This window comes from Burkholderia sp. MSMB1826 (genome assembly GCF_001526325.1).
Taxonomy (GTDB): Bacteria; Pseudomonadota; Gammaproteobacteria; order Burkholderiales; family Burkholderiaceae; genus Burkholderia.
Genome location: NZ_LOYN01000022.1, coordinates 401,253 through 421,482 on the forward strand (window position 1 = coordinate 401,253; position 20,230 = coordinate 421,482).

At 69.1% G+C, this 20,230-nt stretch carries 22 protein-coding genes; 14 read left to right on the forward strand and 8 right to left on the reverse strand.

Annotation, left to right across the window (positions count from 1 at the left end):
* Nucleotides 1-44 precede the first annotated feature (44 nt).
* Entirely contained in the window at nucleotides 45-1,262 is a 1,218-nt protein-coding gene (locus tag WS95_RS14115; protein WP_034206648.1) for a Bcr/CflA family multidrug efflux MFS transporter, read from the reverse strand.
* Nucleotides 1,263-1,510: 248 nt separating this feature from the next.
* Between WS95_RS14115 and WS95_RS14120 the strand changes: the two genes are divergently transcribed.
* From WS95_RS14120 to WS95_RS14160, 9 genes are all read left to right on the forward strand, one after another.
* Nucleotides 1,511-1,963 (forward strand): hypothetical protein, encoded by a 453-nt coding sequence (locus WS95_RS14120; protein ID WP_034206647.1) that lies wholly within the window; start codon nucleotides 1,511-1,513, stop codon nucleotides 1,961-1,963.
* 179 nt (nucleotides 1,964-2,142) lie between these two features.
* On the forward strand, nucleotides 2,143-3,426 hold the full coding sequence (gene hemL / locus WS95_RS14125; protein ID WP_059824292.1) for a glutamate-1-semialdehyde 2,1-aminomutase: 1,284 nt from the start codon (nucleotides 2,143-2,145) through the stop codon (nucleotides 3,424-3,426).
* A 15-nt stretch (nucleotides 3,427-3,441) separates the two neighbouring features.
* Nucleotides 3,442-4,563: a bifunctional diaminohydroxyphosphoribosylaminopyrimidine deaminase/5-amino-6-(5-phosphoribosylamino)uracil reductase RibD gene (gene ribD, locus WS95_RS14130; protein WP_034206645.1), complete on the forward strand. Its 1,122-nt coding sequence runs from the start codon at nucleotides 3,442-3,444 to the stop codon at nucleotides 4,561-4,563.
* Nucleotides 4,564-4,577: 14 nt separating this feature from the next.
* Nucleotides 4,578-5,207: a riboflavin synthase gene (locus WS95_RS14135; protein WP_034206644.1), complete on the forward strand. Its 630-nt coding sequence runs from the start codon at nucleotides 4,578-4,580 to the stop codon at nucleotides 5,205-5,207.
* A 369-nt stretch (nucleotides 5,208-5,576) separates the two neighbouring features.
* Nucleotides 5,577-6,095, forward strand: coding sequence for a DUF1993 domain-containing protein (locus tag WS95_RS14140; protein ID WP_059824294.1), 519 nt, complete (start codon nucleotides 5,577-5,579; stop codon nucleotides 6,093-6,095).
* Between the two features lie 156 nt (nucleotides 6,096-6,251).
* Nucleotides 6,252-7,394, forward strand: coding sequence for a bifunctional 3,4-dihydroxy-2-butanone-4-phosphate synthase/GTP cyclohydrolase II (ribBA, locus tag WS95_RS14145; protein WP_059824295.1), 1,143 nt, complete (start codon nucleotides 6,252-6,254; stop codon nucleotides 7,392-7,394).
* Nucleotides 7,395-7,447: 53 nt separating this feature from the next.
* Complete coding sequence (gene ribH, locus WS95_RS14150) at nucleotides 7,448-7,963, forward strand: 6,7-dimethyl-8-ribityllumazine synthase (RefSeq protein ID WP_034206641.1); 516 nt, start codon at nucleotides 7,448-7,450, stop codon at nucleotides 7,961-7,963.
* Nucleotides 7,960-8,397, forward strand: a complete 438-nt coding sequence (gene nusB / locus WS95_RS14155; RefSeq protein ID WP_006476662.1) for a transcription antitermination factor NusB — start codon at nucleotides 7,960-7,962, stop codon at nucleotides 8,395-8,397. The genes ribH and nusB overlap by 4 nt, the downstream gene beginning before the upstream one ends.
* Nucleotides 8,398-8,467: 70 nt before the next feature.
* Nucleotides 8,468-9,664, forward strand: coding sequence for a pyridoxal phosphate-dependent aminotransferase (locus WS95_RS14160; RefSeq protein ID WP_059824297.1), 1,197 nt, complete (start codon nucleotides 8,468-8,470; stop codon nucleotides 9,662-9,664).
* 106 nt (nucleotides 9,665-9,770) lie between these two features.
* Here WS95_RS14160 and WS95_RS14165 read toward each other — a convergent pair whose 3' ends face one another.
* On the reverse strand, nucleotides 9,771-10,898 hold the full coding sequence (locus WS95_RS14165; protein WP_059779569.1) for a transglycosylase SLT domain-containing protein: 1,128 nt from the start codon (nucleotides 10,896-10,898) through the stop codon (nucleotides 9,771-9,773).
* A gap of 596 nt (nucleotides 10,899-11,494) precedes the next feature.
* Between WS95_RS14165 and WS95_RS14170 the strand changes: the two genes are divergently transcribed.
* Nucleotides 11,495-13,051, forward strand: coding sequence for a UbiD family decarboxylase (locus WS95_RS14170; protein ID WP_059824299.1), 1,557 nt, complete (start codon nucleotides 11,495-11,497; stop codon nucleotides 13,049-13,051).
* Nucleotides 13,052-13,108: 57 nt separating this feature from the next.
* On the forward strand, nucleotides 13,109-13,777 hold the full coding sequence (locus tag WS95_RS14175; protein ID WP_059824301.1) for a LysE family translocator: 669 nt from the start codon (nucleotides 13,109-13,111) through the stop codon (nucleotides 13,775-13,777).
* Nucleotides 13,778-13,878: 101 nt separating this feature from the next.
* Here the strand turns inward: WS95_RS14175 and WS95_RS14180 are convergent, their stop codons facing one another.
* Nucleotides 13,879-14,169 (reverse strand): hypothetical protein, encoded by a 291-nt coding sequence (locus tag WS95_RS14180; RefSeq protein WP_034206636.1) that lies wholly within the window; start codon nucleotides 14,167-14,169, stop codon nucleotides 13,879-13,881.
* A gap of 514 nt (nucleotides 14,170-14,683) precedes the next feature.
* Here WS95_RS14180 and WS95_RS14185 point away from each other — a divergent pair.
* Both WS95_RS14185 and WS95_RS14190 read left to right on the forward strand, forming a co-directional pair.
* Nucleotides 14,684-15,613 (forward strand): Rossmann-like and DUF2520 domain-containing protein, encoded by a 930-nt coding sequence (locus WS95_RS14185; RefSeq protein WP_059824303.1) that lies wholly within the window; start codon nucleotides 14,684-14,686, stop codon nucleotides 15,611-15,613.
* 75 nt (nucleotides 15,614-15,688) lie between these two features.
* Nucleotides 15,689-16,252, forward strand: a complete 564-nt coding sequence (locus tag WS95_RS14190) for a YggT family protein (RefSeq protein WP_034206634.1) — start codon at nucleotides 15,689-15,691, stop codon at nucleotides 16,250-16,252.
* 14 nt (nucleotides 16,253-16,266) lie between these two features.
* On the opposite strand, the gene WS95_RS14195 is transcribed toward WS95_RS14190, so the two are convergent.
* The 5 genes from WS95_RS14195 to WS95_RS14215 all read right to left on the reverse strand — a co-directional run bounded on the left by WS95_RS14195 (nucleotide 16,267) and on the right by WS95_RS14215 (nucleotide 19,292).
* Nucleotides 16,267-16,617, reverse strand: coding sequence for a DUF190 domain-containing protein (locus tag WS95_RS14195; protein WP_059499891.1), 351 nt, complete (start codon nucleotides 16,615-16,617; stop codon nucleotides 16,267-16,269).
* Nucleotides 16,618-16,640: 23 nt separating this feature from the next.
* Entirely contained in the window at nucleotides 16,641-17,027 is a 387-nt protein-coding gene (crcB, locus tag WS95_RS14200; protein ID WP_034206632.1) for a fluoride efflux transporter CrcB, read from the reverse strand.
* A 217-nt stretch (nucleotides 17,028-17,244) separates the two neighbouring features.
* A complete protein-coding gene (locus WS95_RS14205; RefSeq protein ID WP_059824305.1) occupies nucleotides 17,245-18,132 on the reverse strand; it encodes an SIR2 family NAD-dependent protein deacylase in 888 nt (295 codons plus the stop codon).
* A 183-nt stretch (nucleotides 18,133-18,315) separates the two neighbouring features.
* Nucleotides 18,316-18,696: a hypothetical protein gene (locus WS95_RS14210; RefSeq protein WP_059824307.1), complete on the reverse strand. Its 381-nt coding sequence runs from the start codon at nucleotides 18,694-18,696 to the stop codon at nucleotides 18,316-18,318.
* A complete protein-coding gene (locus tag WS95_RS14215) occupies nucleotides 18,693-19,292 on the reverse strand; it encodes an NUDIX domain-containing protein (protein WP_034206629.1) in 600 nt (199 codons plus the stop codon). Before WS95_RS14215 ends, WS95_RS14210 begins: the two co-directional genes overlap by 4 nt.
* 81 nt (nucleotides 19,293-19,373) lie before the next feature.
* Between WS95_RS14215 and WS95_RS14220 the strand changes: the two genes are divergently transcribed.
* Nucleotides 19,374-20,129, forward strand: coding sequence for a DeoR/GlpR family DNA-binding transcription regulator (locus WS95_RS14220; RefSeq protein WP_059824309.1), 756 nt, complete (start codon nucleotides 19,374-19,376; stop codon nucleotides 20,127-20,129).
* The last annotated feature ends 101 nt before the right edge of the window (nucleotides 20,130-20,230 follow it).

A 20,230-nucleotide genomic window follows, 5' to 3' on the forward strand; every position in this document is an offset into this window, starting at 1 on the left:
GCGCGGTGGCGTTCTTCATTGCGCGGCCCGGCTGGCGGGGCGGCTCAGGCGCCCGCTTTCACCGGCCGGCCGTGCCAGCGCAGCACGAGGTAGCGCCCGGCGAAACACAGCAGGCCCGACACGCCGATCGTCACGCCCATCGCGAACGGCGTGCCGTCCGCGAGTACGCCGATCGCCACGCTCGCCAGCGCGCCGAGCGCGAGCTGCATCGCGCCGAACACGGCCGCCGACGCGCCCGCGTTGTGCGGATAGCGGTGCATGAGGTCGGTCGTGCAGTTCGCGGACAGGATCCCGACCACGCCGACGACGAAGAACAGACACACGACGATCGACCACAGCCCGCCCCACCCCGTCAGCGCGACGAGCGCGACCGCGAGCGACGCGATGCAGCTCACGAGCGACGCGGCCGCGATGATGCGCAGCGAACCGATGCGGCCGACGAGGCGCGTGTTCGCGAAGTTGCCGATCATGATCCCGACGACGTTCAGGCCGAACAGCAGCCCGTAGTGCTGCGGCGACACGTGGAAATACTCGATGTACACGAACGGCGTCGCGGTGATGTACGAGAACATCGACGCGAACGCCATCCCGCCGCACAGCATGTGCCCCCATGCGACCGGGTCGGACAGGATGCGCCCGTACGATGCGAATGACGCGAGCACGGCCGCGCTCTTGCGCCGCTCCTTCGGCCAGGTTTCGGGCACCCGCAGATACGCGGTCGTCGCGCAGATCGCGCCGAACACGGCCAGCACGACGAACACGCCACGCCAGCCGGCGAAGCGCAGGATCTGGCCGCCGATCAGCGGCGCGAGCAGCGGCCCGACCGCGGTGACGATCGCGACCATCGACAGCACCTTCGCCGCGTCGCTCGGCTCGTGCGCGTCGCGTGCGATCGCACGTGCGAGCACCGACGCGGCGCCGGCGCCGAGCGCCTGCAGGAAGCGCACGACGATCAGCATGTCGATCGAGCCCGACACGAAGCAGCCGACGCTCGCGAGCGTGAACAGCGCGATCCCGCCGAGCAGCACGGGCCGGCGGCCCCACGTGTCGGACAGCGGGCCGTACAGCAGCATGCCGATCGAGAAGCCGGCCATGAAGCTGGTCAGCGTGCGCTGCGCGGCGCCGGGGCTGACCGAAAAGCCGGCGGCGATCGACGGCAGGCTCGGCAGGTACATGTCGGTGGCGATCGGCCCGCAGGCCGCGAGCGCGCCGAGCAACAGGATCAGCCGGGCATCGGGCCGGCGCCGGACGACGTGGGACATGGGTATCCGGAATGGGAGTCCGCGCGCATCGGGGCGCGCGTGACGGTGAAGACGGGAAGCCGCGCCGCAAGCGGCGCGTTCAGGCTCATGATTGTACGCGCAACTTTTTTGCGTGCCTCGGACCGCGCGGCGGCGGCCGGGGAACCGCCCACGCGCGTCGCGCATACCCACGAGCACGCCGGCGGATTCGATTAAGCTTGCGGCTGCCCGCCGCGCTTGTCCGATCCATTCGACGTACGACCGAACCGATGACCGCTTTCCTGCTGATCTGGAGCCCCAAGAAATGGCCATGGCCCGAACTGCCCGACGTCGCCGCGCGCGTGAAGGCCGGCGAGGCCGTGCATGACGTATGGGGCTGCGGCTTCGCGCGCGGCATCCTGCCGGGCGACCGCGTATTCCTGCACCGCGTCGCGCAGGCGCCCAAGGGCGTGTTCGGCTCCGGCTACGTGACACGCGCACCTTACGAGGTGCCCGATCCGTCGACCAGGCGCGGTTACCGGCTGTGCATCGACTTCGTGTACGACTGGCTGGTCGACGCGCACCAGGACGTCGTGATTGCGCGCGACGCGCTGCGCGTCCATCCGTATTCGGTGCAGACCTGGGATGCGCAGAGCTCCGGCACGTCGATCAAACCGATGGTCGAAGGTCCGCTCGAAAAGCGCTGGGCCGAGCTGACCGGCAAGCGCAAGCCGCCACGGTGACCGGAAACCGGGTCGAATCAGGCCTGCATTACCCGGCCCGGCAATCCCCTGCGCGCCGAAAGGCCGCAGACCGGCGGCGGGCCTGCCTCGCGCGTCTCCGGTACAATCGGACGATCGTTCCGCCCAGGCGCCGCGGCCCGTGCACAGGCCCCCGCGCCGTTCTCTCGCAGGTTTCGCTCATGTCCAACAATCAGATCCTCTTCGAACGCGCCCAGACGACCATTCCGGGCGGCGTCAACTCGCCGGTACGCGCGTTCCGTTCGGTCGGTGGCACGCCGCGCTTCGTCGCGCGCGCGCAAGGCCCGTATTTCTGGGATGCCGACGGCAAGCAGTACATCGACTACATCGGTTCGTGGGGCCCGATGATCGTCGGCCACGTCCATCCGGAAGTGCTGTCGGCCGTGCAGAACGTGCTCGCCGACGGCTTCTCGTTCGGCGCGCCGACCGAAGCCGAGATCGAGATCGCCGAGGAAATCTGCAAGCTCGTGCCGTCGATCGAGCAGGTGCGGATGGTGTCGAGCGGCACCGAGGCCACGATGAGCGCGCTGCGTCTCGCGCGCGGTTTCACGGGCCGCAGCCGCATCGTGAAGTTCGAGGGCTGCTACCACGGCCACGCGGACAGCCTGCTGGTCAAGGCCGGCTCGGGCCTGCTGACGTTCGGCAATCCGACGTCGGCTGGTGTGCCCGCCGACATCGCGAAGCACACGACCGTCCTCGAATACAACAACGTCGCCGCGCTCGAGGAAGCCTTCGGCGCGTTCGGCGACGAAATCGCCGCGGTGATCGTCGAGCCGGTGGCCGGCAACATGAACCTGGTGCGCGGCACGCCCGAATTCCTGAACGCGCTGCGCGCGCTGTGCACGAAGCACGGCGCCGTGCTGATCTTCGACGAGGTGATGTGCGGGTTCCGCGTCGCGCTCGGCGGCGCGCAGGCGCACTACGGGATCGCGGCCGACCTCACCTGCCTCGGCAAGGTGATCGGCGGCGGGATGCCGGCCGCCGCGTTCGGCGGCCGCCGCGACATCATGGCCCACCTCGCGCCGCTCGGCGGCGTCTACCAGGCCGGCACGCTGTCGGGCAACCCGATCGCGGTCGCCGCGGGCCTGAAGACGCTGCAGCTGATCCAGGCGCCGGGCTTCTACGACGCGCTCACCGCGCAGACGAAGCGGCTCGCCGACGGCCTCGCGGCCGAAGCGCGCGCGGCCGGCGTGCCGTTCGCGGCCGACTCGATCGGCGCGATGTTCGGCCTGTACTTCGCCGAACGCGTGCCGGGCAGCTTCGCGGAAGTCACGAAGAGCGACACCGAGCGCTTCAACCGCTTCTTCCACCTGATGCTCGACGAGGGCGTGTACTTCGCGCCGTCGGCCTACGAGGCGGGTTTCGTGTCGAGCACCCACGACGACACGGTGATCGACGCGACGCTCGCGGCCGCGCGCCGCGCGTTCGCGGCACTCGCCGCCTGACCCGGGGCCGCGCGCATGTTCTCGGATACCGATTTCGCCCACATGCAGCGCGCGCTCGCGCTCGCCGCGCGCGGCATGTACACGACCGCGCCGAATCCGCGCGTCGGCTGCGTGATCGTCAAGCACGGCGAGGTGATCGGCGAAGGCTTCACGCAGCCGGCCGGCCAGGATCACGCGGAAGTGCAGGCGCTGAAGGACGCGCGTGCGCGCGGCCACGACGTCGCGGGCTCGACCGTGTACGTGACGCTCGAACCGTGCAGTCATTTCGGCCGCACGCCGCCGTGTGCGAACGCGCTGATCGACGCGCGCGTCGCGAAGGTCGTCGCGGCGATGGAAGACCCGAATCCGCAGGTGTCGGGCCGCGGCCTCGGGATGCTGCGCGATGCGGGCATCGACGTGCGCTGCGGGCTGCTCGCGCACGAGGCCGGCGAGCTGAACATCGGCTTCGTGTCGAGGATGACGCGCGGCCGCCCGTGGGTGCGGATGAAGACCGCCGCATCGCTCGACGGCCGCACCGCGCTGCCGTCCGGCGAAAGCCAGTGGATCACCGGCGAGGCCGCGCGCCTCGACGGGCACGCGTGGCGCGCCCGCGCGTGCGCGATCCTCACCGGCATCGGCACCGTGCGCGAGGACAATCCGCTGCTGACCGTGCGCGGCATCGACACGCCGCGTCAGCCGCAACGCATCCTCGTGGACAGCCGCCTCGACCTGCCGCTCGACGCGCGGCTGCTCGAAGGCGCGCCGCTGCTGATCTTCTGCGGCCGGCTCGACGCCGCCGGCGAGGTCCGCGCGAACGTGCTGAAGTCGCGCGGCGCGGAAATCGTGCCGCTCGCGAACGCGCACGGCAAGGTCGACCTGCCCGCGATGCTGGCGGCGCTCGGCGCGCGCGGCGTCAACGAGCTGCACGTCGAGGCCGGCCACAAGCTCAACGGTTCGCTGCTGCGCGAACGGTGCGTCGACGAATTGCTGGTGTATCTGGCGCCGAGCCTGCTGGGCGCCGACGCGGCCGGCATGTTCGATCTCGCCGCGCCGGCGAGCCTCGATGCGCGCACCCGACTGTCGTTCCACGGTATCGAGCGGATCGGCGACGACTTGCGGATCCTCGCGCGGCTCGCGTCGCCCGACGCCTCTCACTGAACGGAATCGTCACGATGTTTACCGGAATTGTCGCGGCCGTCGGCCGCATCGAATCGATCGCCCCGCTCGGCACGTCGGCCGACGCCGGCGTACGCCTGACCGTGCAGGCCGGCGGGCTCGACCTGGCCGATGTCGCGCTCGGCGACAGCATCGCGATCCAGGGCGCGTGCATGACGGTGATCGCAAAGACCGACACCGCGTTCGACGTCGACGTGTCGCGCGAAAGCCTGAACCGGACGGTCGGCCTCGCGCAGCCCGGCGAAGTGAATCTCGAGAAGGCGCTGCGCGCGCACGATCGCCTCGGCGGGCATATCGTGTCGGGCCATGTGGACGGCATCGGCACCGTGTCGCGCTTCGCGCCGGTCGGCGAGTCGCACGAACTGCGGATCGTCGCGCCGCGCGAACTCGGCCGCTATCTCGCGTACAAGGGCTCGATCACGGTGAACGGCGTGAGCCTGACCGTCAATACGATCGACGATCGCGCGGACGGCTGCGAATTCTCGATCAACCTGATTCCGCATACGGTCGAAGTCACGACGCTGCGTCACGTGAAGGCCGGCGACAAGGTCAATCTCGAAGTCGACATGATCGCGCGGTACGTGGAGCGGATGCTGTCGTCGTCGCAGGGCGTGCATCAGGACTGATCGGCCGGCCCCGTCCGGTGCGGGGAATGACGGCTGGCGGTTCGCCCGGCATGGTTCGGGCGTCGCCGCCGCCCCGTCGCTTGACCACTCGCCGGCCACCGGCCCGATCGCGTGCATGGGCCGAACGGGCCGCGCCGCGCTTTGCTCCCACCCTACTTCGTGCCGGGCCGCTCCGTCGCCGGACACCGACACGCCGCCATCGGGATCGCGTTCGGTCGTTGGCCGTTTGGCCAGCCGACACCTGGCCAAACGGCCAACGACGCGCACGGGTCATGCCGTCGCGCTAAGATGCGTCGACAGCGGTTTCAACGCCGCAACGCACGACGTGCCGCGTACCGCGCCGCCTCTCTTCCCACAGGAGTCGTTCCCATGTCCATCTCGATGTACCAGGCTTCGCTGCCCGTCCTGATCCGCGGCCTCACCAACCTGCAGCACATCCTCGGCAAGGCGCAGGCCCATGCGGCCGAAAAGCAGATCGATCCGTCGGTATTCGTCGGCGCACGCCTCTATCCGGACATGCTGCCGCTCGTCCGCCAGGTCTACATCGCGACCGACACGGCCAAGGGCTGCGCCGCGCGGCTCGCCGGCGTGGACATCCCGAGCTACCCGGACGTCGAGCAGACCTTCGACGAACTGCATGCGCGCATCCAGAAGACGATCGACTACCTGAAAAGCTTCGACGCCGCGCAGATCGACGGCAGCGAGACGCGCCAGGTCGTGCTGAAGATGCGCGTCGGGCCGATCGAATTCACCGGCCAGTCGTATCTGCTGAATTTCGTGCTCCCCAACTTCTTCTTCCACGTGACCACCGCGTACGACATCCTGCGCCATAGCGGCGTCGAACTCGGCAAGCTGGACTACCTCGGTGGGCGCAACGAGCACGCGTGACGCGCGGCCGCGCAACGCCGGCCCGCTGCCGTGCGCACCCGCGCGCAGGCCGGCCACAGCGCTTTCCGGAGCGCAGGCCGGCCCCGCCCGGCCCGCGCCAGCCGAAACGCCGCCCGGCTGGCGTAAAATACGCACTTTCCTCTTTCTCGCCCCCTTATGACGCTCGCCTCCACGCTCGACATCATCGCCGAGCTGAAAGCCGGCCGGATGGTGATCCTGGTCGACGAAGAAGACCGCGAAAACGAGGGCGACCTCGTGATCGCCGCCGAATTCGTCACGCCGGAAGCGATCAACTTCATGGCCAGGTACGGCCGCGGCCTGATTTGTCTGACGTTGACGCAGGAACGCTGCAAGCAGCTGCACCTGCCGCTGATGACCTATCGCAACGGCACGCAGTACGGCACCGCGTTCACGGTCAGCATCGAAGCGGCCGAAGGCGTGACGACCGGCATCTCGGCCGCCGACCGCGCGCACACGATCGCCACGGCGGTCGCGCACGACGTGCGCCCCGAGCACATCGTGCAGCCGGGCCACGTGTTCCCGATCATGGCGCAACCGGGCGGCGTGCTCGTGCGCGCGGGCCACACCGAGGCCGGCTGCGACTTCACCGCGCTCGCGGGCCTCACGCCGGCCGCGGTGATCTGCGAGATCATCAAGGACGACGGCACGATGGCGCGCCTGCCGGACCTGATCGAATTCGCGAAGGAACACGACCTGAAGATCGGCACGATCGCCGACCTGATCCAGTACCGCAGCCGCACCGAATCGATCATCGAGCGGATCGCCGAGCGCACGATGCAGACCGCGCACGGCACGTTCCGCGCGGTGCTGTACCGCGACCAGCCGAGCGGCTCGCCGCACATCGCGCTGGTGCGCGGCATGCCGTCGCCCGACGTCGATACGCCGGTGCGCGTGCACGAGCCGCTGTCGGTGCTCGACCTGCTCGAGACGGGCATCTCGACGCACTCGTGGACGCTCGACGCCGCGATGCGCGAGATCGCGGAACGCGACCTCGGCGTGATCGTGCTGCTCAACTGCGGCGATACGAAGGAACACCTGATCGACGTCTTCAAGGCGTTCGACGAGGAAGAAAGGGCCGCTGCGCTCAAGCGCCGGCCGGTCGATTTCAAGACGTTCGGCATCGGCGCGCAGATCCTGCGCGATGTCGGCGTCGGCAAGATGCAGGTGCTGTCGAATCCGCGCAAGCTGGGCAGCATGTCCGGCTACGGCCTCGAAGTCACGGGCTTCATTCCGATGCCCGGCGGCGAGGCCAAGTCCTGCCCGGCGTCCCACGCGTAACCCGCCACGGCGCTTTCGCCCTATAACCGTTCATCCACACCACGGACCAGATCATGGAAATCGGACAATACCAACCGAATCTCGAAGGCGACGGCCTGCGTATCGGCATCGTGCAATCGCGCTTCAACGAACCCGTGTGCAACGGCCTCGCCGACGCGTGCGTCGAAGAACTGGAGCGCCTCGGCGTCACCGGTGAAGACGTGCTGCTCGTGTCGGTGCCCGGCGCGCTGGAAATCCCGCTCGCACTGCAGAAGCTCGCCGAAAGCGGCCAGTTCGACGCACTGATCGCGCTCGGCGCGGTGATCCGCGGCGAGACCTACCATTTCGAACTCGTGTCGAACGAGAGCGGCGCGGGCATCACCCGCATCGGCCTCGACTTCAACCTGCCGATCGCGAATGCGGTCCTGACGACCGAAACCGACGAGCAGGCCGTCGCGCGCATGACCGAAAAGGGTCGTGACGCCGCACGCGTCGCCGTCGAGATGGCCAACCTGACGATGGCGCTCGACCAGCTCGGCGACGACGAGGACGAAGAGGAAGACGAAGACGACGAAGAGGAGCGCGCATGAAGAAGAGCGCCCGCCGACAATCGCGCGAGCTGGCGACGCAGGGCCTGTACCAGTGGCTGCTGTCGAACGCGCCCTCCGGCGAGATCGACGCGCAACTGCGCGGCGCGCTCGGTTACGACAAGGCTGACAAGGAACTGCTCGAAGCGATCCTGCACGGCGTGATCCGCGAACATGCGACGCTCGTCGAAGCGCTGGCGCCGTCGCTGGACCGTCCGATCGATCAGTTGTCGCCGGTCGAACGCGCGGTGCTGTTGATCGCGACGTTCGAGCTCACGCACCACGTCGAAACGCCGTATCGCGTGATCATCAACGAAGCCGTCGAACTCGCGAAGACGTTCGGCGGCTCCGACGGTTACAAGTACGTGAACGGCGTGCTCGACAAGCTGGCCGCGAAGCTGCGCCCCGCCGAAACGCAGGCGCGTCGCAACGGCTGATACCGTTGGTTGGTCCACGGGCGCGCAAGCGCCCGTTTTTCATTCTTTTTCCCCTCCGTCCCGCCCGCCGATGAATACCACCGCCGATTCGCTCGTCACGCTCGCCGCACGCGTCGACGCGATCCAGCCCTTCCACGTGATGGAACTGATGAAGGAGGCACAGCGGCTCGAGTCCTTGGGGCGCGACGTTATCCACATGGGCATCGGCGAGCCGGATTTCACCGCGCCGGAGCCGGTCGTCGAGGCCGCCGCGGCCGCGCTGCGCCGCGGCGTCACGCAGTACACGAGCGCGCTCGGCATCGCGCCGCTGCGCGAGGCGATCGCCGCGCACTATGCGCGCGCGTACGGCCTCGCGATCGCGCCCGAGCGGATCGTCGTGACGGCCGGCGCATCGGCCGCGCTGCTGCTCGCGTGCCTCGCGCTGGTCGGCCGCGACGACGAAGTGCTGATGCCCGACCCGTCGTATCCGTGCAACCGGCACTTCGTCGCGGCGGCCGAAGGTCGCCCGGTGCTCGTGCCGAGCGGCCCGGACGCACGCTTCCAGCTCACCGAAAACGACATCCGCACGCACTGGAACGCGCGCACGCGCGGCGTGCTGCTCGCGTCGCCGTCGAACCCGACCGGCACGTCGCTCGAACCGGACGAGCTGAAGCGGATCGTCGAAGCGGTGCGCGCACGCCACGGCTTCACGATCGTCGACGAGATCTACCAGGGGCTCAGCTACGACGCCGCGCCCGTCTCGGCGCTGTCGTTCGGCGACGACGTCATCACCGTGAACAGCTTCTCGAAGTATTTCAGCATGACGGGCTGGCGGCTCGGCTGGCTCGTCGTGCCGCCCGCGCTCGTCGGCTCGTTCGAGAAGCTCTCGCAGAACCTGTTCATCTGCCCGTCCGCGCTCGCGCAACACGCGGCGCTCGCCTGCTTCGAACCCGCGACGCTCGACATCTACGAAACACGCCGGCTCGAATTCAAGCGCCGCCGCGATTTCATCGCACCGGCGCTCGAACGGCTCGGCTTCACGGTGCCGGTGATGCCAGACGGCGCGTTCTACGTGTATGCGCATTGCGGCGGCGTCGCCCACCCGGCGGCCGGCGACAGCGCCGCACTCACGCAGGCGATGCTGCACGACGCAGGCGTGGTGCTGGTGCCGGGCATGGACTTCGGTGTCCATGCGCCGCGCGACTATATCCGCCTGTCCTATGCGACGGCCTACTCGCGGCTCGAAGAGGCCGTCGACCGGCTCGCGGCGCTGTTCGGCCGGCACTGACGCCGCGCCGGGGCGTACCGCCGCTTCACGCATCGCAAAAAGAAAAAGCACCCGATTCGGGTGCTTTTTTCATGTCGTGCCGGCCGGAGCCGCCGAAACGCGACCGTTACGCGCCGAGCTCCGAATGATCGCCGTGCGACTGCTTCGCGGTATCGACGCTCGCGTCGTCCTGCGGGGCGGCTTCCTTCGGCGCCGCCTTGATCGAGGTCGTGCCATCGAGCGTCGCATGCACGCGCTTCGCGCCGCCTGCCGCGGCCGTCACGGCAGCGGCGGTGACGATCGGCTTCGCGGGTTGCGCGGGCGCCTGCGGCGCGTTGATCGGCACGCTGCGGCCACGCGCGACGTCGCGCAGGCGGCCGCGTTCGGCCATCACCTTCGCGCCGTAGCCGTTGTCGTCGGGATTCGTCGAGCCGTTGTACAGGCGCAGGCCGTTCGCGAGCGAACCGCCGCGCGCGATGCAGTCCTTCAGCACCAGCGCGCCGACCTGCAGGTTCGCGAGCGGCTGCAGCGCGGTGTCGGTGCCGCCGAAATACTCGAACTTGTCGGAATGAACCTTCGACATGACCTGCATCAGCCCCTTCGCGCCGACGCCGCTTTCGGCGTACGGGTTGAAGCCCGATTCGATCGCCATCACGGACAGCAGCAGCAGCGGATCGAGGCCGACGTCGCGACCGGTCTGGAACGCCGCCTTGACGAGCTGGCCGAGCGGCTCCTGGGCGACGCGGTAACGGCGCGACAGATAGGTGGCGACGAGCGCCTGTTCGCGGTTCGACGCGAGCGCGCGATCGTCGCGGGCATCGGCCGCCACGCGCTGAATCGGGATCAGTTTCGCCAGCGCGACGGGCGACGGGCCGTTACGGGCCGGATCGGACGCATCGCCCTGGGCGCCCTGAGCGGCGGCTTCCGGTGCGACGTCGAGGCCGACTGCAAGCGCATCCGTTTCCGGATTCTCTTCCTGCTGCGGCTGCGCGCCGGCAGGCGCGAAGTTCGGCAGCGGATGGCCGGACAGCAGACGGGCCGGACCGGCCTGCACGGCCGCGGACACGACCGGCATCAGCTTCGCGGCGAGCGTGCCGCGCACGGTTGGCAGCAGCCACAGTGCAAGCGCGACCGCGACAGCGAAACAGCCGACAACGCTGAATAGATGGTGACTGACACGCGTCCCGCGACGCAGCAAGTTGCGCACGATTTGCGCATGCTGCTCGGTGGGACGCCACGATAACCAAGCGTTCATTCAGATCATCTCCCATGAACATGACTCGTGCGGCTCGCTCAGCTCGATGGCGAGACGGAAAACGCGCCGCGGAATCACGACGCCGCACGCCTTGGTTGGGACGCGCAAGCATCGGGGAAACGGTATAAGTACCGTTCGAGGCCACGGTGTAAGAAGGCCGGCGCCTTCGCACACTGGGCGAGGCGGGCATACGCGGTGGCACCCACGCAAAAAACCAGCGTCTGGTGGCGCTGGCTGGGACTACGACAAAGGCCGTCGAAAACGCCGTGCAGGATTCGGCGGACGGTGACGCGCTGCGTCAAGGATCGGTGATTGGCGGCTCGAAGCCTTTTACCCTGCAACCAATGTGAGCGGATTCTAGCAGGGTTTTATAGATCGTCAACACTATAAAACTTTCAAATCATAACAAAAAGTAATTTAAAACCGCTCTTCAGAACGCAATCCCCGTGCCGTAAGGGGTTTGCGCTCGATCGACTTTTTTCTGCGCCGGGCGGCCGCGCGGCGACCCGGGTAAAATCGTCGGTCGATTCGGGGTCGCAGCCGGCCGCTGCCCCCGCCCACCGCTGCCCGTCCTGCGGGCAGCCCGGACCTTCTTCATGAAATACAAAGACTTACGCGATTTCATTCAGCGCCTCGAGGCGCTCGGCGAACTGCGGCGCGTCACGCAGCCCGTGTCGCCCGTGCTCGAAATGACCGAGCTGTGCGACCGCGTGTTGCGCGCCGGCGGCCCGGCGCTGCTGTTCAACGCGCCGCCCGGCCATGCGTTCCCGGTGCTCGGCAACCTGTTCGGCACGCCGCGCCGCGTCGCGCTCGGGATGGGCGTCGATGCGGGCGACGATGCCGCGCTCGGTTCGCTGCGCGATCTCGGGCGCCTGCTGTCCGCGCTGAAGGAACCCGATCCGCCGAAGAGCCTGAAGGACGCCGGCAAGCTGCTGTCGCTCGCGAAGGCGGTGTGGGACATGGCGCCGAAGTCGGTGTCGTCGCCGCCGTGCCAGGAAATCGTCTGGGAAGGCGCCGACGTCGACCTGAACAAGCTGCCGATCCAGACCTGCTGGCCCGGCGATGCGGGGCCGCTCGTCACGTGGGGCCTGACGGTCACGCGCGGGCCGAACAAGCCGCGCCAGAACCTCGGCATCTACCGTCAGCAATTGATCGGCCGCAACAAGCTGATCATGCGCTGGCTCGCGCACCGCGGCGGCGCGCTCGACTTCCGCGAGTTCGCGCTGCGCAACCCCGGCAAGCCCTATCCGGTCGCGGTCGTGCTCGGCGCCGATCCGGCCACGACGCTCGGCGCGGTGACGCCCGTGCCCGATTCGCTGTCCGAGTATCAGTTCGCCGGCCTGCTGCGCGGCAGCCGCACGGAACTCGCCAAGTGCCTGACGCCCGGCGTCGACACGCTGCAGGTGCCCGCGCGCGCGGAAATCGTGCTGGAAGGCTTCATTCATCCGCAGGAAGGCGCCCCTGCCCCCGCGCCGGTCGGCGCGCCGCCGCGGCCCGCCGGCAACGCGGCGGCCGCGTACGAACACGCGCTCGAAGGGCCGTACGGCGACCATACCGGCTATTACAACGAGCAGGAGTGGTTTCCGGTGTTCACCGTCGAGCGCATCACGATGCGCCGCGACGCGATCTACCATTCGACCTACACGGGCAAGCCGCCCGACGAGCCCGCGGTGCTCGGCGTCGCGCTCAACGAGGTGTTCGTGCCGCTGCTGCAGAAGCAGTTCACGGAAATCACCGACTTCTATCTGCCGCCCGAAGGCTGCAGCTACCGAATGGCCATCGTCCAGATGAAGAAGAGCTACGCGGGCCACGCAAAGCGCGTGATGTTCGGCGTGTGGAGCTTCCTGCGGCAGTTCATGTATACGAAGTTCATCGTCGTCGTCGACGAGGACGTGAACATCCGCGACTGGAAGGAAGTGATCTGGGCGATCACGACGCGCGTCGACCCCGTGCGCGACACGGTGATGGTCGACAGCACGCCGATCGACTATCTTGACTTCGCGTCGCCGGTGGCCGGACTCGGCTCGAAGATGGGGCTCGACGCGACCAACAAGTGGCCGGGCGAAACGAATCGCGAATGGGGCCGCCCGATCGAGATGGACGCGACCGTGAAGGCGCGCGTCGACCGGCTGTGGCAGGAGATCGGCCTCTGACGCCACGCGGCCGGCATCCGCCGGCCCGCGCATCGCAATCGCCGCACGCCCCCGAAGATGAACTTTCCGCCCGCCTCCATGCTGTCCGACGGATTCTTTCTGTCGCTATCGTTGTGTCTCGACATCGGCCTCGTCAACGTCGCGATGCTGTCGCTGACGCTGTCGCACGGCTTCCGGCCGGGCTTCTGGCTCGGCGTCGGCTCGTGCGTCGGCGATCTCGTCTATGCGGCGCTCGCGCTCGCGGGGATGGCCGTGCTCCTGCAGTTCGAACCCGTGCGCTGGATCGTGTGGATCGGCGGCGGCGCGGTGCTGCTGTTCCTCACGTGGAAGATGGCGCGCGAAGCGCTGGCGCCCGTCAAGGCAGCCGAAGACGACGCCGACGATGCCCCGCCGCCGCGGGCGAGCGCGCGGCGCAGTTTCGTGCGCGGGATGCTGCTCGCGATGTCGTCGCCGAGCGCGATCCTGTGGTTCGCAGCGGTCGGCGGCGCGCTGATCGCCAAAGCCGGCGCGACGACGCCGGCCACCGCGTCGGTGTTCCTGTCGGGCTTTTTCCTCGGCGGCCTCGCGTGGACGCTCTTCATGTGTACGCTCGCGGCGCAGGGCCGCAAGCGTGCGGGCGCCGGGCTGATGCGTGCGTGCCATGTCGCGTCGGCGCTGCTGTTCGCGTATTTCTCGTACAGCGTGATCGTCGGCGGCTATCGCGACCTGATCGCGCACGCGGCGTAGCGGCGACGCCTGCCGCGTGCGAAGCCGCGCGGCTCCAATGAAAACGGCGCAATGCCCTTGCGGACATTGCGCCGTTTCGCCGTGACGCGGCTTGCGTCGGATCACCAGCGACGCCAGCCGTGCCCGTAGTAGCCGTGATGACGCCAGTACGGACGGCCGTAGTAGCCGCCGACGACCACGGCGGGCGGCGGCGCATAGTAGGCCGGCGCCGGCGCGTAGTACACGGGCGGAGGCGGCGGCGCATAGTACACGGGCGGCGGCGGTGCATAGACGGGATACGCGGGTGCGACCGGGATGCCGATGCCGACCCCGATCGACACGTGAGCCTGCGCGGCGCTTGCGGCACCCAGGCCCAGCGCGGCGGCGGCGATGAACGGAATGAGCTTTTTCACTTCGATTCTCCTGCTGGAGCGGTATTTTAGGCGCTCCTGTCGGCAACGGCGGGCATGCACGTCGCATGCAAGCAATGTAGCGAAAACCCGCCCCGCGCGTATCGTGCATTTGTTGCAAATTGCAATTGCGCGCGGCCGGAGCCGCCGCCCGGCGCGGGGCCCGGCGTGGGCGGCGACCCTTGCGGGTCGCGCGATTCCATCCGAGAAGTCGGGTCGCGACACGACGACCGGTCAGTCTTACCGGATCCGGCGCGCGCAGCCGGCACGCGTACGTAATGAACGATTACAAATTCGAGACAACATGCCGACATTTCAAGCGGGGGCGGCGCACGAAATTTCGGGGTCGGATTCTGTAATCCTGATTCCGCCGCGATACCGGACGCCTGCCCACGCATCGATCGCACCGCGTACCGGTAATTCATACGCGCGGCCGCCTCGCAGGCGGGCTTGCGCGACGCCGCCGTCATTCCTGCGATACTGACGGCTGCTTCGTTTTCGCTTACATCCGCTTGCCATGCCGCTTCCCGACACACCCCGTCTCGGCTTCATCGGCGCCGGCCGCCTCGCGCGCTGTGTCGCGCAGCGTTTCGCGCAGGCCGGCTTTCCCGTCGTCGCGATCGCGAGCCGCACGCCCGCCTCGGCCACCGGCCTCGCCGCGCGCATCGACGGCTGCCGCGCGGTCGATACCCCGCAGCAGGTGGCCGACGTCGCCGACCTGATCTTCGTGACGACGCCCGACGATCATCTCGCGTCGAGCGCCGCGGCGCTGCGCTTCGACGCGTCGCGCGCCGCCCGCCAGGCGGTCGTTCATTGCAGCGGCGCATCGCCGGTCGCGCTGCTCGATCCGGCGAAGCAGCAAGGCGCGGCCACCGGCGGCTTCCATCCTCTTTATCTGTTCGGCGGCACCGATGCCGACCTCGCCCGCATCGACGGCTGCTCGGTCACGATCGAAGCGGACGGCGCGCTGCACGCGACGCTGCTGCGACTTGCCGCCGCACTCGGCTGCCATCCGCTGTCGATTCCGGCCGGCGGCCGGATGCTGTATCACGCGGCCGCCCACTACGCGGCGAGCTTCGCGCTGTGCGGGCTGTCGGAAGCGGTCGAGCTGTGGCGCGGCCTCGGCTTCGACGAGGAAGCCGCGCTGCGCGCGCTGCTGCCGATGCTGGCCGGCACGATCGAGACCGCCCGCGACAAGGGGCTCGCGAATGCGCTGTCCGGGCCGGTGTCGCGCGGCGACACGGGCATCGTCGAGCGCCAGCTCGCGCTGCTCGAGGCGCGCGGCGGCGATCATGCGGCACTGTACGCGCTGCTGACGCGCCGCGCGGTCGCGCTCGCGGCGAAGCGCGCGACGCCGCCGGCCTCGCTGCCGGCGCTGGCCGCAGCCGTCGAAACGTCGCTCGCGCGCGCGGCCGCGCACCCCTCCCCGTCGCGAGACGAGGCGTGATAAGGTGTCGGCCGATGCGCCGCCAACCGGCGTTGGCGGCCGCACGCTACTGACTGTATAAAAAGGATGCCAACGATGTTCGGCGAGATCGCCCGTTTTCTGCTCAATACCGTCTTCACGCTATTCGGTGCCGCGCTGATCCTGCGCGTCTGGATGCAGGCCGTCCGCGTGCCGCCGTACAACCCCGTCACGCAAGCCGTGCTGCAGGCGACCAACTGGCTCGTGCTGCCGCTACGCCGCGTGATCGCGGGCGTACGCGGCATCGACTGGGCCAGCGTCGTCGCCGCGCTGCTCACCGCGCTCGTCTACGTCGTGCTGATGGTGGTGATGGCCGGCTTCGATCCGGCCGCCGTGATCGCGACGCTTGTCGTGGTCGCGCTGCTCACCGTCGTGAAGTGGGCGCTCAATCTCGTGATCTGGATGACGATCCTGATGGCGCTGCTGTCGTGGCTCAACCCGCACTCGCCGGCGATGCCGATCCTCTACCAGCTCACCGCGCCGTTCCTGAACCCGCTGCGCCGCGTGATCCCGAACCTCGGCGGCATCGACCTGTCGCCGATCCTGCTGTTCGTGATCGTGCAGGTGCTGCTGATGATCGTCACGCGCGCTGCCGTGTCGCTGACGATGTTCGGCATCTGATCCGGCGCCGCGCCCTACGCCGCCGGCCCCTGCGCCGGCGGTGCGCCGAGCGTGTCGATCACGCCGAACCGCGCGGGCATCATCGCGTAGCACACGCGCACTTTCTCGTGCGACAGCCGCTCGAGCAGCCGTTGCGCTTCGTCCTCGGTGACGATGAATTCGACCTCGATCGCGACCGAGCCCTGCAGTTCGAAGAAGCGATCCTCGTGCAGCACGCGATGCTGGCCGAAGCCGGCCATCGCGCGAAACGCGGAGCCGCCCGCGACGCCCATCCGGTTCGCCTCTTCCAGCAGCCATTCCCACAGCGGCTTCCAGTGCAGCCGATGCTGCTCGTGCACGTAGAAGCGCAAGAAGACCCTGTCCATCGCTCCCTCCGATGACGGCCCGCTCAGGCCGCCGCGAGCCACGCGCGCGCGGTCCACATGCCGAGCGCCGTCAGCGCGAACGATCCAGTCAAGTGTAGGGCAGCCACCGCCAATGCCCATCCGAATTCGCCCTCGAGCGCGTGCGTCATCACTTCGACCGAAAAGGTCGAGAACGTCGTGAGGCCGCCGAGAAAACCCGTGATCACGAACAGCCGCCACTCGGGCGGCAACCCGACGCGAGCGGTAAACAGGACGGCGGCCACGCCGATCACATAGCCGCCGATCAGATTCGACGCGAGCGTGCCGAGCGGCACCGCGGGAAAGAACGCGTTGAGCGCGAGGCTCAGGAACCAGCGCAGCAACGCGCCGAGCCCAGCGCCGACGAAGATCGCGACGATCGAATAGAACAAGGGCACTCCTGTCTGGCGGCGCCGCGCGGCGCGCGCGGCCTACGCGGAACTGTATGCGCAATCGCGCCGCGCCGGCAATGCCGACGGGCGGCGGATCGTGTCGCGAACGCATGGCGCCTTTCACGATTTCCACGCGCGCGCCGCGGCCTCGGTTCGCCGATCGCGCCGGCGCTCGTGCAGGCGCTCGTCGCGCGGCCGCGGCCGGTCGGCGCGTGGCTCAGCCGCCGCGCCACGCGCGCTCGAGCGCGTTCAGCGTCGCCAGCGCACCGCCCTTCAGCCCGATCACGTCCGCCCTGCGCGCATGCGCTTCGCGCACGTTGATGCGGATCACGTCGTCCCCCAACCGTTCGCTCGACAGGCGCACGGTCGGAATCGCGGTGCCCGCGCCGATCTCGACCACTGCGACGCGCCCCGCCCGCGCGATCCATTCCTCGAGCGCGCGCGCCTGAGCGTCGTAGCGCGCACCGAGCCAGCCGGTGTCGCCGAACATCAGAATGTTCGGCCGCGCGAGCCCGCCGCAGTGCGGGCAGCGCGGTAGGTCTCCCACGAGGCGGCACGTCGTTTCGTCGACCTCCGGCACGAACGGCGCCGCGTCCCACGTCTCGTCCGTGCACGGGCGCAGGCATTGCATCGCATGAATCGAGCCGTGGATCTCGACGATGCGCGCCGGATCGAAGCCGGCTTTCTGAAACTGGCCGTCGACGTTGCTCGTCAGCACGAAGCCGCCGTTCGGCATCGCGTCGATCCAGCGGCGCAGGATCGCGAAGCCGGCGTGCGGCACCGTCGCGCGGTAGAGCGCGAGACGGTGCCCGTAGAACCCCCACGCGAGCGGCGCACGCGCACGAAACGCGTGCGGCGACGCGATCTCGTGGAATTCGAAACGCTCGTGGCGCAGCGCCGGATACGCGCGCCAGAAGCCGTCCGTGCCGCGAAAATCGGGCAGCCCGGAATCGACGCCGATGCCCGCGCCGGCCGTGACGAGCAATGCGTCCGCGCGCGCGAGTGCGTCGACGGCGGACGCGACGAGATCGGCGGGAAGCGGCGCGGCGGCGGAACCGGAGGGATCGGCGGAGTCGGCGAAATCAGCGGGATCGGAAAAAGGCATGATGGAGAAGCAGTGGCGTCGAGCATTGCGCGAGTGGCGTCGCGATCATACGCCGGTTGGGACGCCGCGCTGCATCGGCCACGCAACGCGGCATGCACGCCACGCGCCGGCCTGGGGCGATGCGCGTGCCGGCCGGCAGCAAGCGCCGCACCGGCGATGCCGCCAACCGGCGCCCATGTTCGCTCAGTCAGCCGAATCGTCCCGCGCAACCGGCATCTCGTCGACCGCGAAATAGACCGGCTTGCCGAGTCGCCGCGCAAGCGCCACGTCCGCATCCGCCCCGCGCGACACGCCGTCGATGCGCAGCACCGCGTCGCAGCGCCGCAGCAGCCGGTGCGCGGCCGGATACAGGAAGGTTTCGCCGATCGCGTCGCCGATCTGCGTCGACCCGGCCGCGGCCGCGAGCGGCAGCGACACCCACTCGCCGATCATCGGCACGTGCCCGCGCCGATACACGGCGAGCGCCGCCGCTTCCAGCCGATGCAGGTTCGCGGCGATGCGCGCCGGGTCGCCGTCCGTGCCGCTGCGATAGGGGCCGGCGACCAGCACGAGCCGCGGCGTCATGCGGCGCGCGCGCCCGCGGTGTCCCGCAGCGCGACGTACTGGAGCAGCATGATCGTCTTCGCATCGACGATCTCGCCGCGCTCGACCGCGTCCAGCGCCGCCTGCAGCGGCATCTCGACGACCTCGAGATCCTCGCCCTCTTCCGCGACGCCGCCGCCCGCGCCGGTGCGCAGCGACGCATCGTATTCGCCGACGAAGAAATGCAGCTTCTCCGTCACGGAACCCGGGCTCATGAACGCCTCGAACACCTTGCGCACGCCGCGCACGCGATAGCCGGTCTCCTCCTCGGCTTCCGCGCGGATGCGCGCTTCGGGCGTTTCGTCGTCGAGCAGGCCGGCGGCCGCTTCGAGCAGCATGCCGTCGTGCCCGCTCACGAACGCCGGCATCCGGAACTGCCGCGTCAGCAGCACGTCGCCCGTCTCGGCATGACGCAGCAGGATCGTCGCGCCGTTGCCGCGATCGTAGGTCTCCCGGCTCAGGCGTTGCCACGTGCCGTCGCGGCGCAGGAAATCGAACGTCACCTTGCGCAGCACATACCAGTCATCGGACAGCACCGTCGTATCGACGATGCGGACCCGCTCCCGCGTTGCAGCCATTGCAGCCTCCGGTTCGACAAAGGACGGCGCCCATGGTAACGTGCATATTCGTGCAATTTCAAGAATTTTCGTGCAAAGACGATGCTGACGACGCAACGCAAGAAAGCGATCCTCGATGCGCTCGCGCGCGACGGCCAGGTGCTGGCTGCCGAGTTGAGTGTGCAATTCGGCGTGTCCGAAGACACGGTGCGCCGCGACCTGCGCGAACTCGCGGCCGAAGGGCTGCTGCAGCGCGTGCATGGCGGCGCGCTGCCGGCGTCGCCGGCCGTCGCGCCGTTCGCGCAGCGCGAAGCGCTCGAAACCGCGGAGAAGCGGCGCATCGCGCGCCGCGCCGCGCAAATGATCGCGCCCGGGCAAGTCGCGATCGTCGACGGCGGCACGACCTCCGCGCTGCTCGTCGGCCAGTTGCCGGCCGACCTGCGCGCGACGATCGTCACGCACAGCCCGAGCGTCGCGGTCGCGCTGGCCGCGCATCCGTCGATCGACGTGATCCTGATCGGCGGGCGGCTCTACAAGCACTCGATCGTCGCGGTCGGCGCGGCGGCGATGGAAGGCATCGCGCGCATCCATGCGGACCTGTATTTCATGGGGGTCACGGGCGTGCATCCGGTCGCGGGGCTGAGCACCGGCGATTTCGAGGAAGCGGCGATCAAGCGCGCGCTGGCCGAACGCGCGGCCGAGACGGTCGTGCTCGCGTCGCAGTCGAAGCTACGTGCGGCGTCGCAGTTCGTGATCGGCGATATCGCGCTGGCGCAGGCGATCGTCGTCGAAAGGGAAACCGACGCCGCGCTGACGAAGCCGATCGAGGCCGCCGGCGTGACGGTGGTGCGCGCATGACGCGCGGCGGCCCGGCCGCGTCGAACCGCTCGCGGAGCCGGGGTCGTGCGGACGCCGCGCCCATGTCAGCGTGCTGACAGGCACCGCTTGCTAACATGGGC

What these genes read in the sequence shown, in the direction of transcription:
- WS95_RS14115 (WP_034206648.1), bottom strand. Translation starts at nt 1,262, where the DNA reads ATGTCCCACGTCGTCCGGCGCCGGCCCGATGCCCGGCTGATCCTGTTG.
- WS95_RS14120 (WP_034206647.1), top strand. Translation starts at nt 1,511, where the DNA reads ATGACCGCTTTCCTGCTGATCTGGAGCCCCAAGAAATGGCCATGGCCC.
- hemL (WP_059824292.1), top strand. Translation starts at nt 2,143, where the DNA reads ATGTCCAACAATCAGATCCTCTTCGAACGCGCCCAGACGACCATTCCG.
- ribD (WP_034206645.1), top strand. Translation starts at nt 3,442, where the DNA reads ATGTTCTCGGATACCGATTTCGCCCACATGCAGCGCGCGCTCGCGCTC.
- WS95_RS14135 (WP_034206644.1), top strand. Translation starts at nt 4,578, where the DNA reads ATGTTTACCGGAATTGTCGCGGCCGTCGGCCGCATCGAATCGATCGCC.
- WS95_RS14140 (WP_059824294.1), top strand. Translation starts at nt 5,577, where the DNA reads ATGTCCATCTCGATGTACCAGGCTTCGCTGCCCGTCCTGATCCGCGGC.
- ribBA (WP_059824295.1), top strand. Translation starts at nt 6,252, where the DNA reads ATGACGCTCGCCTCCACGCTCGACATCATCGCCGAGCTGAAAGCCGGC.
- ribH (WP_034206641.1), top strand. Translation starts at nt 7,448, where the DNA reads ATGGAAATCGGACAATACCAACCGAATCTCGAAGGCGACGGCCTGCGT.
- nusB (WP_006476662.1), top strand. Translation starts at nt 7,960, where the DNA reads ATGAAGAAGAGCGCCCGCCGACAATCGCGCGAGCTGGCGACGCAGGGC.
- WS95_RS14160 (WP_059824297.1), top strand. Translation starts at nt 8,468, where the DNA reads ATGAATACCACCGCCGATTCGCTCGTCACGCTCGCCGCACGCGTCGAC.
- WS95_RS14165 (WP_059779569.1), bottom strand. Translation starts at nt 10,898, where the DNA reads ATGAACGCTTGGTTATCGTGGCGTCCCACCGAGCAGCATGCGCAAATC.
- WS95_RS14170 (WP_059824299.1), top strand. Translation starts at nt 11,495, where the DNA reads ATGAAATACAAAGACTTACGCGATTTCATTCAGCGCCTCGAGGCGCTC.
- WS95_RS14175 (WP_059824301.1), top strand. Translation starts at nt 13,109, where the DNA reads ATGAACTTTCCGCCCGCCTCCATGCTGTCCGACGGATTCTTTCTGTCG.
- WS95_RS14185 (WP_059824303.1), top strand. Translation starts at nt 14,684, where the DNA reads ATGCCGCTTCCCGACACACCCCGTCTCGGCTTCATCGGCGCCGGCCGC.
- WS95_RS14190 (WP_034206634.1), top strand. Translation starts at nt 15,689, where the DNA reads ATGTTCGGCGAGATCGCCCGTTTTCTGCTCAATACCGTCTTCACGCTA.
- WS95_RS14195 (WP_059499891.1), bottom strand. Translation starts at nt 16,617, where the DNA reads ATGGACAGGGTCTTCTTGCGCTTCTACGTGCACGAGCAGCATCGGCTG.
- WS95_RS14205 (WP_059824305.1), bottom strand. Translation starts at nt 18,132, where the DNA reads ATGCCTTTTTCCGATCCCGCTGATTTCGCCGACTCCGCCGATCCCTCC.
- WS95_RS14210 (WP_059824307.1), bottom strand. Translation starts at nt 18,696, where the DNA reads ATGACGCCGCGGCTCGTGCTGGTCGCCGGCCCCTATCGCAGCGGCACG.
- WS95_RS14215 (WP_034206629.1), bottom strand. Translation starts at nt 19,292, where the DNA reads ATGGCTGCAACGCGGGAGCGGGTCCGCATCGTCGATACGACGGTGCTG.
- WS95_RS14220 (WP_059824309.1), top strand. Translation starts at nt 19,374, where the DNA reads ATGCTGACGACGCAACGCAAGAAAGCGATCCTCGATGCGCTCGCGCGC.